The 17,995-nt window shown below is 75.5% G+C and carries 4 protein-coding genes and 1 pseudogene; 1 reads left to right on the forward strand and 4 read right to left on the reverse strand.

Translation table 11 applies throughout. From position 1 onward, the window contains the following. Positions 1–23 precede the first annotated feature (23 nt). The 3 genes from D1350_RS13025 to D1350_RS13035 form a co-directional block, all read right to left on the reverse strand. Complete coding sequence (locus tag D1350_RS13025; protein ID WP_125776467.1) at positions 24–4,616, reverse strand: thioester reductase domain-containing protein; 4,593 nt, start codon at positions 4,614–4,616, stop codon at positions 24–26. Further along, positions 4,609–14,034, reverse strand: coding sequence for a type I polyketide synthase (locus tag D1350_RS13030; RefSeq protein ID WP_164545166.1), 9,426 nt, complete (start codon positions 14,032–14,034; stop codon positions 4,609–4,611). Before D1350_RS13030 ends, D1350_RS13025 begins: the two co-directional genes overlap by 8 nt. Positions 14,035–14,223: 189 nt before the next feature. Beyond that, complete coding sequence (locus D1350_RS13035) at positions 14,224–15,129, reverse strand: DNA-3-methyladenine glycosylase family protein (protein WP_125776469.1); 906 nt, start codon at positions 15,127–15,129, stop codon at positions 14,224–14,226. Positions 15,130–15,185: 56 nt separating this feature from the next. On the opposite strand from D1350_RS13035, the gene D1350_RS24835 reads away from it, so the two are divergent. Continuing rightward, a complete protein-coding gene (locus D1350_RS24835; protein ID WP_338068171.1) occupies positions 15,186–16,964 on the forward strand; it encodes an NAD-dependent epimerase/dehydratase family protein in 1,779 nt (592 codons plus the stop codon). Here D1350_RS24835 and D1350_RS24840 read toward each other — a convergent pair. Then, positions 16,873–17,988 (reverse strand): annotated as a pseudogene (locus tag D1350_RS24840) (glycosyltransferase family 2 protein); the annotation flags it as partial. The gene D1350_RS24835 and the pseudogene D1350_RS24840 overlap by 92 nt on opposite strands. Positions 17,989–17,995: the final 7 nt, after the last annotated feature.

A 17,995-nucleotide genomic window follows, 5' to 3' on the forward strand; every position in this document is an offset into this window, starting at 1 on the left:
TGCCCTTCTGGTGGTTCTGGGGACTACGAGGTGGGAGCAGGGAAGAACCGGCCCGCGACGAAGCCGTCGAGGAAGGTGTGGACCAGCTCGCGGTCGACGACGGGGCACCAGGGCCCGTCCGCCCCGAGCGCGGACCGGGTCCTCGACGCGGCGAAGTCCGCCAGGCGGACGTCGTCGATGGTCCGGGTGAGGAACGGCGCCAGGCCGAGGAGGGCGAGCGTGCCCGACCGCCGGCCCGTGACCGCGGTGCGCCACTCCTCGAACGGCAGCCGCGTGAGCGGGTAGCCGTAGGACTGGACGTGCTCGAAGAACTCCGACCACGCCACGACGGGCTCGTTGACGAGGTGCGACGTCCCGCCCTCGAACGACGGGTCGAGGGCCAGCCGGACGTAGGCCCGGGCCACGTGGTCGATCGGCGCGGCCTGCACCGGGAACGGCCCGTCGAGGGGCGCCAGCCCCGACTCGACGCAGCCCTTGATGATCAGGGAGAGGTGGTCCAGGCGGTTGAAGCCGGTGGCGGTCGACGACGGCCCGCTGTTGATGCGGTGGATCGTGAACCGGAGTCCCTGCTCTCCCGCACGCCGGATCATCATCTCCGAGACCCACTTGGTCTGGGCGTAGCCGACCATCAGGGCGTCGCTCTCGGTCAGCGGGACGGACTCGTGCACGGCGCCGAGGTCCACCCGGTCGGAGGAGAACACCCCGACGGTCGACGTGAAGTGGACCACCTTCGCCGGTCCCGCCGTCGCGAACCGGAGCACCTCCGCCGTCCCGCCCACGTTGTGCGGCGCGAGCTGCTCGTAGGAGGAGGTCCACTTCACCGCCCCGGCGTTGTGGAAGATCTCCCCCACCTGGGCGCGCAGGTGGTCGTAGGACCTGGTGTCCAGGCCGAACCGGTCCTGCGCGAGGTCGCCGACCACCGCGGAGACCCGGTCGTCGAAGAGGTCCGTCGGCAGTCCGTGCGCGACCGCGGCCGACCGCAGCCGCTGCGACGCCCCGTCCGCGTCCTCCGCCCGCACGAGGCAGAAGACGTGGCGGTCGGTGGTGGCCAGCAGCTCGTGGAGGAGGAACGAACCCACGAAGCCCGTCCCACCGGTCAGCAGGATCCCCCGCGGGAGGGTGTCGCGCGGCACCACGTCCACGCGCTCCAGGTCCGCGGCCGCGGCCAGCGCGGTCATGGCCTCCACCGTCAGCTCACGCTTCCGCAGCGGTGGCCCGCTGACGACGGCGCTCGCGGGAGCCGTCACGTCCTCGGTCTCCGACCCGGTGCCCAGCAGGCCGGCCAGGCCCGCGACCGTCTCGGCGTCCAGGAGGTCCGGGACTGCCAGGGGGCCGGGGGCGTACGGGGAGAGCCGTTCGCCGAGCTCGACCAGCAGGATCGAGTCCATCAGGTCCTCCAGCCGCGACCGGCCGTCCACCGCGGACGGGTCGCTGCGGAGGACCGACGCGACGGCCCGCCTCACGAGGCCCTCCGGGCCGTCCCCGAGGTCCAGCTCCTCGGTGGCGGGGCGCTGGGCGCTGTCCGCTGCGGCAGCGAGCTGATCGGTGCTGACGGGCAGGTTGGTGACCCGGGAGATGACAGCGAGCGGCTCGCCTGCCGGGGAGCAGATCAGGAGGTCGGCCCGGCCCTCGCCCGTCGCCACCGCCCGGACCCGGGCGCCGCCGGTGAAGTCCGCGCCGTCGGCCAGGGACAGGTCCGAGAAGCCGGTGCCGAGCGTCACGACGCCGTCCGACCTGTCCGTCCGCAGCGCGCCGGCCACCTGGATCGAGGCGTCGAGGACGAGCAGCTCGCGCCGGATGCCGCTGACGAGCGCGGCACAGTCGTCGGGCGGAGGCGCCAGGTCGGCCTGGAGCCCCCCGGCCGGGTCCTCGCAGAGGGACTCGACGAGCGTCAGGCTCGGCCCGATGTGGAAGGCAGCGGGCCACATCGTCCGGTAGAACGTGGAGTGGTCCAGGGTGCGGACCGGCTCGCCGGGAACCACCGGGAACCGACCCGCGTCCGCGGCCGGCGGCCGCAGGCCGTCCACCGCCAGGGTCGCCGTGACGTGGTGCTGCGGGCTCCCGCCGCCGGACCCGGACGCGACCGTGATCGTGTGCCGCTCCCCGACGCCGTCCCAGGTGAGGTACAGGCTCCGGGCCTCGCCGTCGCCGACGACGCACGGGCGGACGATGTCGAGCGAGACGACGCGGGCCGAGGCGCCGACGACCGCCTCCGCCAGGCGGAGGACGAGCTCCATGAACACCACACCCGGGACCACCAAGCGCCCGTGGACCGTGTGCTCCCGCAGCAGCGGGACGGACCGGACGCTGATCTCCGCCCGCCCCTCGGCGGAGCGCTCCCCCGTCCGGAGGACGCGGAGGCTCAGCCCGGTCCCGGCAGCGGGTTCCAGCGCCGCCTGGGACACCGTGGGACGCAGGTCGGTGAGCTGCCACGGGTAGGTCGGGACGGGGACGCCGGGGGCGCCGTCGGGCGCGGGCCTGCGCAGCCCCTCCCACGCGACCGACGCGCCCGCGCACCAGGCCGCGTGAACCACCCGGAGGAACCGCAGCCCGAGCGGCTCCGCGTCGGCGCCCTCGGCGCCGTCCGTGTCCGTCGGGACCGTCACCTGGGCGCCCCGCACGAGCCAGGTCGACGGATCGTGCCGGTCGGGCACGTCCGCCGCGTACCGGGGGGTCAGCCCCAGGCGCCCGACCGCCCAGCCCAGCACCGCCCAGAAGTACAGCGTCGTCTGTGGCGCCGACAGGGGTGCGTCGTCGTGCACCTCTCCTGGGGCGGCCCAGAGCACGGCCGCCCCGGCCGGCGCCGACTGCGCCAGACGCTCGGCATCCTGCCGCAGACCGGGAACCAGCCTCTCGAGCCTCCACAGGTCCCCTGCCCGGGGAGCGCCGAAGCCGTCCACGTCGACGACCTGGACCGAGCCCGTCATCGTCCTGCGCGCCACGTGAGTGTGGTGGGGTCGTCCCTGCGTCACCGCCTGGAGACCCTCGAGCAGCTGCTCCGGGCCCGCCGCGACCACCGACACCCGGTGGGCGAGGTCGGCCTGCCCCGAGAGGGAGGCCGCGCAGAGGCGGGCGGCCGAGCCGGGGCCCTCCGCACGGAGGAAGGCGTCGTACCGCTGAGCGAGCTCGGCCACCACCTCCGCCGACGCGCCGCTGAGCCGGAGCGACAGCGGCGCGGGGTCCGCCACCGCCTGGTCGTCCCCGGGGACGGTCCCTGGACGGGAGGCCGGGACCCATCGGCGCACCATGGCGTGCGCGTTCGTCCCGCCGTACCCGAAGGACGACACCGCGGCGACCGGGTGCTCGCTGTCCAGCTCGACCGCCGACGTCGGCACCGACAAGGGCAGCGCGCCCCAGTCGACCCCCTCCGTCAGGCCGCCGTCGAGGGGCTGGGCGGGGACCGCACCCCGTTGCACCACGAGCAGGCACTTCAGGAGCCCGACCAGGCCCGCGGCACCCTCCAGGTGGCCGGTCACCGGCTTCGTGGCGCCCACCAGCAGCGGTCCGCGCCGTCGTCCACCGTGCACGGAGGCGAGCGCCCGGAGCTCGATGGGGTCGCCGAGGGGAGTTCCCGTTCCGTGGGCCTCGACGTAGTCGACGTCCTCCGCCGACACGCCCGCGGCCTTGATCGCCTGCCGGATCAGGTCGGCCTGGGCCCTCCCGTTGGGGACCGTGATGCCCGACGTCGGGCCGTCCTGGTTCACGGCCGTGGACAGGAGCGTGCCCAGCGGCGTCGCGGCGTGGGCGGGGAGGTCCTCCGCCCGCCGCAGGACGACGACGACGCATCCCTCGCCCCGGGCGTAGCCGTCCGCGCGGTCGGTGAACGTGTGGCACCGGCCGGTCGGCGACAGCATGCGGCTCTGGCTGAGGGCGACCATCGCCTCGGCGGAGAGCATCACGTTCACGCCCGCGACGACCGCCAGGTCGCACTCCCCCTCCTCGAGCGCCCGCCGCGCCTGGTGCAGCGCTACCAGCGAGGAGGAGCAGGCCGTGTCCACGACGAGGCTCGGGCCCTGGAGGCCCAGGACGTACGAGAGCCTGTTGGCGGCGAAGTTCACCGAGCTGCCCATGGAGGCCAGGCCGTCGATGTCGGCGATCCGCCCCGCAGCGAGGCGGTGCCGCTCGAAGTCGTTGCCGCTCATGCCGACGAAGACGCCGGTCCGGCTGCCGCGCAACGACGTCGGCGCGACGCCCGCCCGCTCCAGCGCCTCCCAGGCGCACAGGAGGACCAGCCGGTGGTGCGGGTCTGTCGACGCGGCCTCGCGGGGCGACATCCCGAAGGGCTCGGGATCGAAGGCGTACGGGCGCTCGAGGAACGACGCGCGGTCGGCGTACGACGTGCCGAGCCTGCCGGGGAAGGGAGCGAAGACCGCGTCGTTGTCCCAGCGGTCCCCGGGGACGGGGGCCGCCGTCGGCTCACCGGCGTGGAGCAGGTCCCAGAACTCCTCCGGGGTCGTGGCCTGCGGCAGCCGGCAGGCCGCGGAGGCCACCACGACCTCGCTGCGAGCAGGGGGGCGGCGCTGCAGCTCGTGCTTCAGGGACTGGATCTCCCGCAGGGCCCTGGTGATGGTGGAGCGTTGCAGGTCGCCGTCGGTGGTCAGAAGCATGTCAGTCATGTCCAGGTCCTTTCACGGAGCCCAGTTCCTGCTCCAGGAGGGAGAGAAGTTCGTCGGTGCCCAGGTCGTCGAGGCCGGTCGTCGCGCCGGCCGCGCCGGCCGGTGCGGCCGCGGCGTGCTCGAGGGTCTCGGGCGCCAGGACCTGCAGCAGCGCCTCCGTCAGGTCGGTGAGGCGGGGGTGCTCGAAGAGGAACGCGTCGTCCAGCCGTTCCCCGGACCACGACTCGATGTCTCGCTTGAGCTCGAGCGTCATGATCGAGTCGATGCCCATGTCGAAGAACCCCTGCCGCGGGTCGACCGGCCCGTCCGTGCGGAGGACCGTCCGGAGCGCGACCGTGAGGCGTTCCTCGATCTCGGCCCTGGTCCAGGGCTCTGTCCGAGCCGCGGGGCCGGGGCCCGCCGCGCCCGCGGGGCCGGAGTCTCCGCGGCCGATCTCGTCGAACATCGGCCGTGGACGCCGCGCGGACATCACGGGCCGGAACGAGCCCCAGTCGATCGGTGCCACTACCAGGCCGACGTCACCCTGCCCGACCAGCCGGTCCATGGCCGCCCAGCCCGCGTCCTCGTCCACGGGGCCGAGACCCATCCGCGTGAAGTACTCGTGCACGCCGTCGGCCATCGCCGTGTCGGGCCACCAGCTCCAGTTCGCCGACATGAACGGCAGCCCCTGGGCCGCCGCCCGCTCGGCGATCACGTCGAGCCCGTAGTTCGCCGACACGTAGGCGGTGGCCATCGCGGAGCCCCACACGGACGAGGCGGACGAGAACAGGACCACGAAGTCCAGAGGATGCCTTCGGGCGATCTCCTCCAGCGCCAGCGCGCCCCCGGCCTTCGGCTCCCACGACGCCCGGAGGTCAGCGGCGGTGACCTCCGAGAACGGACCGGAGGACATGTGCCCGGCCAGGTGCAGCACGCCGCGGACCGCCGGCCAGGGTCGGCCCGTCTCCGCGACGATCGGCTCCAGCTGCGCCAGGTCCGCGACGTCCGCCTGGACGAAGTACAGCTCGGCTCCGCGCGCCTTGAGCTCGTCCGCCAGGTCCGCGAGCCGCTCGCGCTGGGTGGCCGCACCCGAGCGCGCCGCCAGGACGAGGTGCCGCGCCCCGCGGTCGACGAGCCACCGCAGCATGCGCCGGCCCAGGGTTCCCGACCCCCCGGTGACGAGGTAGCCGGCGTCGCCGGCGAGGTCGAGGGGGTGCTGGTGCCCCGCGGGCACCGGGGCGAGCCGCGGGACCCGCCTCGCCCCGCCTCGGAGGGCCACCTGGTCCTCGGTCCCGCCGTCCAGGGCCTCGTCGGCGACTCGGGCCGCCAGCCGCGCAGACCAGACCTCTCCCGCGGAGAGGTCGATCGCGCCGCCCCACCACTCGGGGTGCTCGGTGCTCAGCGCCCGGGCAAGACCCCACACGGCGGCCGGTCCCACCTCGACGGGTCCGCCGGCGGTGGTGGCGCCCCGGGTGATCACCCAGACCTCTGTGCCGGCACCGCCCAGCGTCTGGAGCAGCCGCAGGAGCCGCTCGTGCCAGGCGCCGTCGGCCAGCGGGTCCGGGGCGCCGGTCGCGTCGACGAGGACGCCGTGGCGTCCACCGTCGGTGGCCGGGCCGTCCCAGGGCTCCGCCCACGAGCGCAGCCCGGCCGTGTGGCCCCGGGCGACGACGGCGTCCCGGAGGGACTCCCCGACGGCCGGGTCCGTGCCTCCGACGACGACCCAGTCCGACGGGCGCGCCGCGCACCGCACCGGTCGCCCGTTGTCCGTGGTCCACCGCAAGCGGTACGACGAGCCGTCGTCGGGCACGGAGCCCACCGCTCGCTCGACCACCTGGTCGTCCCACCAGTACCGCTCGCCCTCCAGGCGCGCGACGGCCGAGCGCGCGGAACCCGCGGGCTGCGGCGCCGTGCCCGAACCCTGCACCCACAGGGCCGCCGCTGCCCGGCGAACCTGGCGTGCGGGGTGGCGCCCGGGGACAGAGAGCGGGACGGGGGTCATCGTGGGTGCGCCGGGCCACTCGCTCGTCGCCGCGCCGAGGGACGGCTGGGGGGCCACCTCGACGAGGGTGCGGGGGTGCGCCGGGTCCGCGAGGCGCGAGCGGACCAGGGACAGGTCCATCGGCTGCCACAGCTCGTCCAGGAGCCGTCCGGGCTCGGCCACCAGGTCCTCGACGGTGGACCCGCCGGCGAGGTGCACCGGCGTACCGTCGCCGGTGCCCCAGGTGAGGTCGGGGATCCCGGCGGCGGCATCGGCGAAGTCCTTCAGCCGGGGGTGGTGGAAGGGCACCTTGTCGGAGACCGGCATCCACCAGGCTCCTGCCCTGCGGCACTCGTCCTCCAGCAGTGCGAGCTGGTCGACCGCGCCGCTGACGGTGCAGTTGGCCGGGCCCGTCACGCTGGCGACCACCAGGTCGTCGAGCCCGTCGCGGAGGCACAGTGCCCGGACCTCCTCGGCGCCGAGCCCGCAGGCCACGGTGGCTCCCGTGCCGGCGGCCGCGTCGGTCACGCGTCCGCGCCAGGCCGCGACCCGCAGACCCGTCTCCAGGTCGAGCCACGCGGTGTCCACGAGAGCGCCCACCAGACCGGCGCTGTAGCCGACCACCTCGTCGCGGTGCCCGCCCAGCCCGCGCAGGGCGGAGGCGAGCGCCACCTGCACGGCCGTCAGGGCCGGCTGGAGGTGCTCCTGCCGGCCGCTCGCGTGCCAGAGGTCGCCCTCGAGGGGCGGGTGGCCCATCGCGCGCAGGAGCTCGTCGGCCCGGGCGAGGTGCTCCCGGGTCGCCGGGTCACCGCGGAGGTGCCTGACCATCCCCTTCCACTGGGACCCGACGCCGGAGAACAGCCAGGTCGCACGCCGCCCGCTCGTGTTGCTGCCGACGTGCCCGTCGTTGCTCCCGGTCTCGGCCGGGTCGGCGCCCGGGTCGGCGCCGGCGGCTGCCCGGAGCACCCGGATCGCCTCCTCCGCGTCCTGGGCCACGACCGCGAACCGGTGCTCGGCGTGGTCGGCCCGGTGCCTGAGCGACCGCGCTGTCTCGTCGAGCCGGTTCTCGTGGTCGGACAGCAGGTCGGCCAGGTCGAGCTGCTGCTCGCGCAGGCCGTCCTCCGTGTCGCTGGAGACCAGGAGCAGCTGCGGCACGTCGGCCCCGGCCTCGTCCTGGTGTCCGGGCGTGTCGTCCGCGGACCGGTCGGGCGCGCCCGACAGCACCACGTGGGCGTTGGTCCCCGAGAACCCGAACGAGCTGACACCGCACGCCAGCGGCCCCTCCGGGCGGTGCGACGGGTCCGCGCCCGCGAGCTCCAGGCGGCTGGCGGACCAGTCGAACCGCGGCGTGGGGACGAGGTCCCGCGGGTGCGCGGGCACGACACCCTTGCCAGCCACCAGGCCGGCCTTGATCAGGGCCGCGATCCCGGCCGCGGCCTCCAGGTGGCCGATCTGGGCCTTGACGGAGCTGACGGGAAGCGGGCGGTCACGTCCGTCGTCGAACACCCTCGACAGAGCCTCGAGCTCGATCGGGTCGCCCAGCGGGGTGCCCGTGCCGTGCGCCTCGACGTAGTCGATCTGGTGCGCGGACAGGCCCGCGTCCTGGAGGGCCTCGGTGATGAGCCGTTCCTGGGCGCCACCGTTCGGGACGGTGAGACCGGCGGAGACGCCGTCGTGGTTCACCGCCGTCCCCAGCAGGTCGAACCAGATCCGGTCGCCGCGGCCCAGCGCGTCCTCCTGGCGGCGGAGCACGACCACGCCGCAGCCCTCGCCCCGCGCGTAGCCGTCGGCGTCGGCCGCGAAGGTGGAGCACCGGCCGGAGGCCGAGAGTGCTCCCATGTCACCGAGCGCCGCCGTGGTCCTGGCGGAGAGCATGAGGTTCACCCCGCCCACCACAGCCAGGTCGACCGTTCCGGCGCGCAGCGCCTGGACGGCCTCGTGGCAGGCGACCAGCGAGGACGAGCAGGCGGTGTCGAGCGTGACCGCCGGCCCCTCGACGCCGAGGTGGTGGGCGATGCGCCCGGACGCCAGGGACGGCGAGTTCCCGGTCACGGCGTACGCGTCCGGAGCGCTCGTCCGCGGCCGCAGGCTCGCGTAGTCGGCCGACGACAGCCCCACCCAGATGCCGACGCGCGCTCCGCGGAGCTCCTCGCGGCTGATCCCGGCGTCGCCGAGCGCCTCGTGGGTGGTGTTCAGCAGCATCCGGTGCTGGGGGTCCATGCTGCGCGCCTCGCGGGGCGAGATGCCGAAGTGGTCGGCGGCGAACACCGCCGGGTCCGTGGCCAGGAAGCCGGCCTTGGCGGACCACTGGCGCTCACCGGGCGGCGGCACCTCGTCGGCGTCCGGCCACCGGCCGGCCGGCGGTTCCGTCATGACGCTCCCGCCACCGCTCACGAGCGACCAGAAGTCCTGGAGCGTCTCGGCGCCCGGGAAGCGGCAGGCCATCCCCACGACCGACACCGGGCCGCGGGCCGCGGCGGTCCCCTGCGGGGCCGGCAGGCGAACCGCGGGCTCGCTCGACGGCACCCGGCCCGCGGGCTCCGTGGAGCCCAGGGCGCTCAGGTGGGCGGCGAGCCGGGAGACGGTGGGGTGGTCGAACACGACCGTGGACGAGAGCGGCCGGCCGAGCACGCCGGCGACCTCCTCGCGCAGGTCGTTGGCGATCACCGACGTCAGCCCCAGGTCGAAGAGGCCGGTCTCCCGCGGGACGCGGTCCGGGGAGAGCCCGAGCCGTGCTCCGAGCCGGTCGCAGAGGAGCGCGGCCCAGGCCTCGGGGTCGCCGGGCCGGCCGGTGTCCTCGCTCGCGCGCGCCTGGACGACGGCGCCGGCCGCGGGGGCCAGCGCGTGGCCCGCGACGGGCCCCGCACCGGACGACGGCTCCAGCGGGTAGGTGTGCGTCGCCAGCACCGTGGTGGGCAGGCGCGGGATCCGGCCGGTCCACCGGGCGACGCCGTCCAGCGTCACCCCCGACGCCCACAGGCGCCCGGCGCCCTCGAGGAGCGACGCCATCCCGCCGCCCCTCCCGAGAGCAGCGACCGTGAGCGGCGGGCGGTCCCCGGCGTTGGCCTGGACCAACGGCAGCAGGTAGCTCGGACCGAGCTCGACGACGACGTCGTACTCCGCGGCCGCCCGGGCCGCCGCACGGAAGTCGATCGTCTCCAGCGCGTGCCCGGTCCAGTACCCGGGCGTGGCGACGGCGGCGTCCGTCGAGCCGTCGACGTCCGAGAGGAACACGGCCCGCGACGCTGGGCGCGGCCCCGCGGCGGTCACCGCCTCCGCGAGCCCCTCCTCGACGGACCGCATGAGCCGCGAGTGGAACGCCCGGGTCACGGGCAGCCGGGTCCCGCGCAGGCCCTGTCCGCGCAGGAGCTCCTCGGCCCTGGCCAGGTCGTCGAGCGTGCCCGACAGGACGGTGCCGACCGGGGAGTTCGCCACGGCGACGTCCAGCCCTGCCTCGGCCGCGATCCCGCGTGCGACGTCGAGCCCCGCCTGGCAGGCCAGCATCCCGCCCTCCGGGGTGGCCTCCATGAGCTCCCCGCGTCGCGTGATGAGCTCGTAGCCGCGGCTCCGGTCGAAGATCCCGGCCAGGGCGGCAGCGGCGAAGGCCCCGACGCTGTGCCCGGTGACGACGGCGGGCTCGAGGCCCCACGCCCGCAGCCGCTCCCCCAGGGCGACGGCGAGGGCGAAGTGGGCCGGCTGAGCCACCTCCGTGCGACGCATCGCCGCCCGCGTCTCCTCGTCGTCCACGAGCAGCGCGCGGAGCGGCAGCCGGGACGTGTCGCCCAGGTCGTCCAGCACCGCGGTGACCACCGGGTCGTCGCCGTAGATCCCGGCCAGGCAGCCCGCGACCGGGGCCCCGTGCCCGGCGGCCAGGAAGGCCACCGTGGGGGCGCCCGACGCCGGTCCGCCCGTCCGGCACTCGGCGACCGGCTCCCCGCCGAGGCGCCCGAGCACCTCCCGGGCGTCGTCCGACCCCCGGGCGACGGTCCAGGCACGGAAACGTCCGGACGCGCGGGACCGGTCCAGCGCGGCGGCGACCGCTCCGACCGGCTCGCTCGCACCTACCTTGTCCTGGAGCTCGAACGCCTGGCGGCGGAGCCCGTTCTCCGAGTCGGCGGAGATCCGGACCAGGACGGGGTCCTCGTCGCCGCGAGGGGCGGCGGACGCCGGCCTCCGGTCCACCGACTCGATCACGACGTGGGCGTTGGTACCGCCGAACCCGAAGGAGGAGACGCCTGCCGTCCGGCGCGGCGCGTCCCAGGCGACCTGCTCGGTCGGGACCCGCAGCCGGGAGCCCTTCCAGTCGATGCGCGTGGAAGGGGTGCGGAACTGCGCCTGCGCCGGGACCGAGCCGGCCCGGACGACGAGGGCCGCGCGGAGCAGCCCGGCGACGCCCGCGCTCGCTTCCAGGTGACCGATCTGGGCCTTCGCGGAGCCGAGCCAGATCGTCGGGCCGTCGACGTCCCGGTCCAGCACCTGACGCAGGGAGTGGACCTCGACCGGGTCGCCGAGCGGCGTCCCCGTGCCGTGGGCCTCGATGTAGCCGATGTCCTCCGGAGACCGGCCGGCGGCCGCGAGGGCCTCCCGGACGACGTCCTGCTGTGCGAGCCCGCTGGGAGCGGTGAGCCCGTTGCTCCGGCCGTCCTGGTTCACCGCCGAGCCGACGATCGCGCAGTACGGGTCCGGTCCGTCGAGCGTGCCGGCCGTCTGCCGCTCGAGGAAGAGCATGACGCCGCCCTCGCCGCGGACGTAGCCGTCGGCCGACTCGTCGAAGGTGCTGCACGCTCCGCGCGGCGAGAGCATCCCCGCGGCTGCCAGCGTCTCGGTGACCCGCCCGTCCAGGAGGGCGCTGACGCCGCCTACCAGGGCACCGTCGATGTCGCCCGCGCGGAGGGCCTGCACCGCGAGGTCCACCGCGACCAGCGACGACGAGCACGCCGTGTCCACGACCATCGAGGGACCGCGCAGCCCGAGGACGTAGGAGATCCGGTTGGCGAGGAGCGCGCCCGCGGCGCCGGTCGTGCGGTAGCCGGGGGCCGCGGCGGAGGCCGTCGACCCCTCGGTGCGGAGGTACTCGCCGTCGGAGCCACCGAGGTAGACACCGATGCGAGCGCCACGAACCCGCCGCGGGTCGCGGCCCGCGTCCTCCATCGCCTCCCACGCCAGGGTGAGTGTCAGCCGCTGCCGGGGATCCATGGCGGCGGCCTCCTCCTCGCCGATCCCGAACCGTGCGGGGGCGAAGTCGGCCAGCTCGGGGACGAGGCCCGCGGGGTGCCGGCCCGTCCGGCCGCTTCCCGGCGAGATCCCGGTCCGGTCCGGCCCGGCGGTGAGGAGATCCCAGTACGCGTCCGGGCCGGTGACACCGCCGGGGAGCCGGCAGGCGGCCCCCACGACCACCACCTGGGCCGACGACGGGCCGGGCTCGGCCTCGACGGTCGCCTCCACCGGGAGCGGGCCGTCCACCCTGGACGATGCCTGGACGACCGCAGCGACGAACGACTCGACGTCGTCCACCTCCCAGGCCAGCGAGAGCGGCACCTCGATCCCTGTGCGGTCCTCGATCGCCGTCGCGAGCGCGGCGACCTTCACCGAGTCGAGGCCGAGGTCGGACAGGAGCGTCGCCGGTGAAGGCTGTCGCCCGTGGCCCGACGCCCGGGCCAGCTCCGCGAGGACCACCGCGCGGACCCCGGCTGCGCCCGGGCGGGGTCCGGTCGCCATCGGGGCTGGCGTAGCGGCCGGCGTAGCGGCCGGCTCAGCGGCCGGCGTAGCGGCCGGCTCGGTCACAGCCCCCGTGTCGGACCGCGCGATGGTCCGCTCGGCGTGGCTGCCGTCGCGCCATGCGGTCCGGGCGGACGAACGCTGGATCTTGCCGCTGGACGTGGTGGTCAGCGTGCCGCGCCGGAGGACCACCACGAGCGGGCTGGCGATCTCGAACGACCGGGACAGGCCCGTCGCGGCAGCCCGGGCGATCGCGCCCAGGTCCTCGCGCGTCACCTTGCGGCCCGGCACCGCCTCGACCGTCACCACGATGCGCCCGTCGTCCTCGAAGGCGGCCGAGGCGCGTCCGGTGAGCTCCGGGTGGGAGCCACGGACGGCGTCCTCCAGGTCCTGGGGATACAGGTTGCGCCCGTTGATGATGAGGATGTCCTTGATCCGGCCGGTGACGAACAGCTCGCCGCCGTCCAGGAACCCGAGGTCGCCGGTCCGCAGGAACGGGCCCTCGCCGTCCGTCGTCGTCACGGCGAAGGTCTCTGCCGTCGCCTCAGGCTTGTTCCAGTACCCCCGGGCGACCGAGGGCGAGGACACCCAGATCTCGCCCTCGCTGCCGTCGGGCACCGGGGTCCCGGTCGCCGGATCGACGATCCGGACGGTGGCGTGCGGCTCGGGGGTGCCGCAGGAGACGAACTCCCCGCCGCCCGCCTCGGTCGTGGCCCGCTGCGGGGAGGCGGAGCGGGGCGTGCTGTCGCCGGGGTGCCCGCCCGAGATGAGCAGGGTCGCCTCGGCCATGCCGTAGCACGGGCGGTAGGACGTGGGGACGAATCCGGTGGAAGCGTAGGCCTGCGCGAACTTCTCCAGCGCCTCGACGCTCACCGGCTCGGCACCGTTCATCGCCTTGGTCCAGGAGGACAGGTCGAGGGAGCCCAGGTCGGCCTCGTCCACCCGCTCGGCGCAGAGCCGGTACGCGAAGTTCGGGGCGGTGCTGTCGGTCGCCCGCAGCTCCGAGATCGCCTCGAGCCACTTGAGCGGCCGCCGGAGAAAGGTGGACGGCGCCATGAGATGGCACGGGAAGCCGACCACGAGCGGCGTGATGATGCACCCGATCAGGCCCATGTCGTGGAACGGGGGCAGCCAGCTGACCATCACGGAGCCCGGGTGGAACCCGAAGGTGGTCCGCGCCGACTCGGCGTTGCTCAGCAGGTTCGCGTGGCTGACCATCACGCCCTTGGGAGACCCGGTCGAACCCGAGGTGTACTGGAGGAAGGCGAGGTCGTCCCCGGCCAGGTCCGGCCGCGCGAACGGGGCGGCGCCCTCGGGCCTGTCACCGTCCCGCACGGAGGAGACCTCGAGCCAGACACAGCCCTCCGGCAGCCCCAGGGCCTGGAGGTCCGACGGTTCCGGCACGTCGGCGATCACGATCGCCGGGCGGCAGTCCTCGACGATGCGGCGCACGCGGTCGGCGTGCCGGGTGGCGGACGCCGGGTAGGCCGGGACGGCGACCAGGCCCGCGGAGACGATCGCGAAGAAGGACTGGAGGTAGCCGAGGGAAGGGTCGCAGAGCAGGAGGACCCGGTCACCGGTCGCCGCGGCTCCCTGCAGCGTCCCGGCCATCGCACGCACGGTCGACCACAGGTCCTGGTACGTGACGGTCGAACGGGAGCCGTCCGAGTCGGTGAACGAAAAGGCAATGCTGTCTGGACGAGTTCCGGCGCGCTCCGCGAGCACGTCTCCTATAAGCATGTGCATCCATCCGCCAGTCGAGGTGAGACATCGACGTCGTCAAGTTGACGCTGTCAACGCTAGCACGCATATATATGCAATTCGGGCGTGCTTCACCCAGGTCAGAGGGTCGCGAGCGAGTCTTCTGCCACTGTTTCCGAAGGCGTCACGGACCGTTCACGAGTTCGCCACGACCCGGCGGCGACCGCCTCAGAAGGCGCGGTAGTCGGGGATCGGCAGCCGTGGCCCCCGGCCCGGCGCACGGTGTCGCCCGGCGATCATCAGCAGGCGGACGACCCTGTGCCGGTGCGGCGCGTAGGGGGCGAGCAGGCGCAGCATGCCGTCGTCGTCGGTCCGCTCGCCGGTCAGCGCCCAGCCGACTGCGCCCGCCAGGTGGAAGTCACCCACGGAGACGGCGTCGGCGTCGCCGAAGGCACGCTGCGCCACCTCGGCCGACGTCCACACACCCACGCCCTGCACCTTCTCCAGGCGTGCCCGGGCCTCGGCGGGCGCCATCGCGCACGCCTCCTCGAGCCGGGGCGCGACCACCGCGCACCGCGCCACGGTACGGGCCCGGCCGGGGTCGACGCCGGCGCGGTGCCAGTCCCAGACCGGGATCCGGGCCCAGGTGCGGGCGTCGGGCACGACCCGCAGGCCCGCGGGCGCTGGTCCGGGCGCAGGAGTGCCGTAGCGCGTGACGAGCCACCGCCACGCCCGGTGCGCGGTCACGGTCTGGACGCGCTGCTCCAGCACGGCGGGCACCAGCGCCTCCAGCACCCGGCCGCTGCGCGGCATCCGGAGGCCGGCCGCACGGCGGTGGGCGTCCCGGACCTGCGGCGGCGGGGTGAAGCCCGTGGGGTCGTCGTCCTCGCCGAGGAGCGCGGGCAGCGCCTCGGCCGCCTCGCGGGCGCCGTCGCCCCACAGCCGCACCTCCACCTCGTGCGGCCCGGCGGGCGCGAACCGCTGGGTCACCGGCCCGGTACGCAGCAGCGAGGTGCGCCAGGACGTCCCGTCGGCGGCGCGGTGGAACGTCGGGTCCGCCGGACCGTGCGCGAGCGGCGCGAGGGTCAGGGCGACGTCGAGCCGGCGCGGCGACGTGTGGCGGACGGTGAGCACGTTCCCAGTGGAACACGCCGCGTGCGTGCGACACGCACCGGTGCCACCGTGGCCACATGCGCGTCGTCGTCGTGGGAGCAACCGGGAACGTCGGGACCGCGCTGCTGCGTGCCCTCCGCACCGACCCACGGGTGGCGTCCGTCCTCGGGATCGCCCGCCGCCTGCCGGACCGGAGCGCCGAGCCGTACCGGGACGCCGAGTGGGCGTCGGTGGACATCGCGGCCGAGGACCTCGACGAGATCGTGGTCGGTCAGCTCGCCGACCTGTTCCGTGGTGCGGACTCCGTCGTCGAGCTGGCCTGGCTCGTCCAGCCGAACCGCGAGCGCGACCTGCTGCGCCGCACCAACGTGGAGGGCACGCGGCGGGTCGCCGAGGCGGTGGTCCGTGCGGGCGTGCCGCAGCTCGTCGTCGCCTCGTCGGTCGGGGCGTACTCCCCCGTCGGCGACGACGAGCCGCGCCAGGAGGACTGGCCCACCGAGGGCATCCCGACATCGCACTACAGCGTGGACAAGGCGGCGCAGGAACGGGTGCTGGACGAGGTGGAGGCCGCGCACCCCGACCTGACGGTGGCGCGGCTGCGCCCGTCGCTCATCTTCCAGGCCGGCGCCGCGCAGTCGGTGGTGCGCTACTTCCTGGGGCCGCTCGTGCCGACGCAGCTGCTGCGGCGGGGTCGCCTGCCCGCGCTGCCGCTGCCCGAGGGGCTGCGCATGCAGGCGGTGCACGCCGACGACGTCGCTGATGCCTACCGCCGCGTGATCGCGGAGCGGGCGAGCGGCGCGTTCAACGTCGCGGCGGACGACCTGCTCCGCGGCGAGGACCTGGCCCAGATCGTCGACCACGGCCGCCTGGTCGAGCTGCCGCCTGCCGTGGTCCGAGCCGCCCTCGCCGCCGCGTACGACGGCCGCCTGGTCCGCGCCGACCCGGGCTGGCTCGACATGGCCCTGACGGTTCCCGTGCTCGACACGACCCGCGCCCGGACCGAGCTGGGCTGGGCACCGCGGCGCACCGCCGCCGAGGCGGTCGAGGAGCTGCTGGAGGGCATCGCGACCGGGCAGGGGCTGCGCTCGGCTCCCCTCCGGCCGGCGACGCCGCGGCCTCCGGGGTCGTCCGTGCTGCCGCTCCGCCACACCGGGGAGCTGCGGATCCCGGGGTCGATGGACCGGTACCTGTTCGGGCTGTACCTCTCCGACCACTTCACGGGCGCGACCGCGGGCCTGGAGCGCATGGAGCTCATGACCCGCCGCTACCGGGACACGCCCTTCCACGCGGAGCTCGCCGAGGCCACCGAGCAGCTGCGCGGCGAGCGCGAGCTCTACCGCGACCTGATCGAGCGGCTGGGGCTCCCGCCGCGCCGGTACCGCGCCGCGACCGCCTGGCTCGGCGAGAAAGCCGGCAGGCTCAAGCTGAACGGCCGGCTCGAACGGCGGTCGCCGATGTCGGCGGTGCTGGAGGCGGAGCTCATGCGGTCCGCGGTGCTCGGCAAGATCGGCGGCTGGCAGACCCTGCGCGAGCACGCGGGCGACCTGGGGCTGGACCCCACCCAGCTCGACGAGCTCGTCGACGGCGCCCGCGGGCAGATCGAGATGCTCGACCGCTTCCACCAGTACGCGCGCGAGCGAGCCTTCCGCGAGGGGCGGACGACCTCGGGCGCTGAGCCGGCGGTCAGGTGCGGTAGCCGTTCACCTTGTGGGTGCCGTCGCACCACGGTGGGACGGCGGTCCCGCCGCAGCGGCACAGCGCCACCGTCGCCCGACGGCGGGCCACCGGCTCGCCGTCCGAGCCGACGATCCTGGCAGGCCCGCGCACCAGCAGCGGCCCGTCGGGGCAGGCGGTGACGGTGACCTCGGCCCCGCGCGACGACGGCGCGGCGGTCGCCCCCGCGCGGAGGCCGCCCACGGAGTGGGCGGCGGTGCGCAGGCGCGTGCCCGCGTACGGGACGCCGCCGCGGACGCGCCACGCCACCGCCGCCCACGCGCACACCGCCCGCTCGGCCACCCACGCCGGGGCCCAGAGCGCCGCCGTCGGGGGGAAGCGGCGCGAGCCGTCGGCGCGCCGGCGGCCGGTCTCCGCTGCGGCGACCGCCGCCCCGGCCAGCACGACGAGGGCCGCGGCCCCGGTCCCCCGCACCCTCCCCCGTCCCAGCACCGCTGCCGACGTCGCCGTGCCGAGCACCGGCAGCAGGGCAAGCTCGGCCGTGAGCCGGGCCGGCTGGGCGAACGAGTCGTAGGCCTGGCGCACGCGCTGCTCGACGAGCTTCCGCACGGTGGGCGGGTGCCGGGGGACGTAGACGTCCGGAGCCCGGAGGACCCGCCCGCCCCGCGCGGTGACGGTGCGCAGCAGCTCCAGGTTCTCGAAGAGGACGCCCGCGTCGTACCCGGCCGGGCCCAGGGCGGAGCGCCGGAAGGCGAGCGTGCCGGGGTAGTCGCCACCGAACGCACGGTTGACGAGGCAGCGCGCGGTGTCCCACCGTGCCTGCCACGGCAGCGGGTGGTAGACGTTCTGGGGCACGACGGCGTCGGCGTCGTCGAGCAGCCCGGCGACCCGGGCGAGGGTGACGGCGTCGTACCGCACGTCGTCGTCGGCCACGACGACCCGCTCCTCCGTCGTGGCCGCGAGCGCTGCCAGCACGCCCACCACCTTGCCGTTGGTGCCGGGCGCGGGCGTCGGGACGGGCACCACGCGCGCGTGCGCGCCCCAGGCCCGCGCGTGCGCGGCGCGGACCGGCGGCGGCGACCCGTCGGCGACGACGACGGGCAGGACGGCCGCGACGCGGGCGAGGTAGGCGGCGAGCTCCGCGACCTCGTCGGGGACGACCTGCTGCCGCCGCAGCGGGAGGACGTACACGGCTCCGGGGACCATGACGCCC

Source organism: Antribacter gilvus (assembly GCF_003946865.1).
In the GTDB taxonomy this organism is placed as follows: domain Bacteria; phylum Actinomycetota; class Actinomycetes; order Actinomycetales; family Cellulomonadaceae; genus Antribacter; species Antribacter gilvus.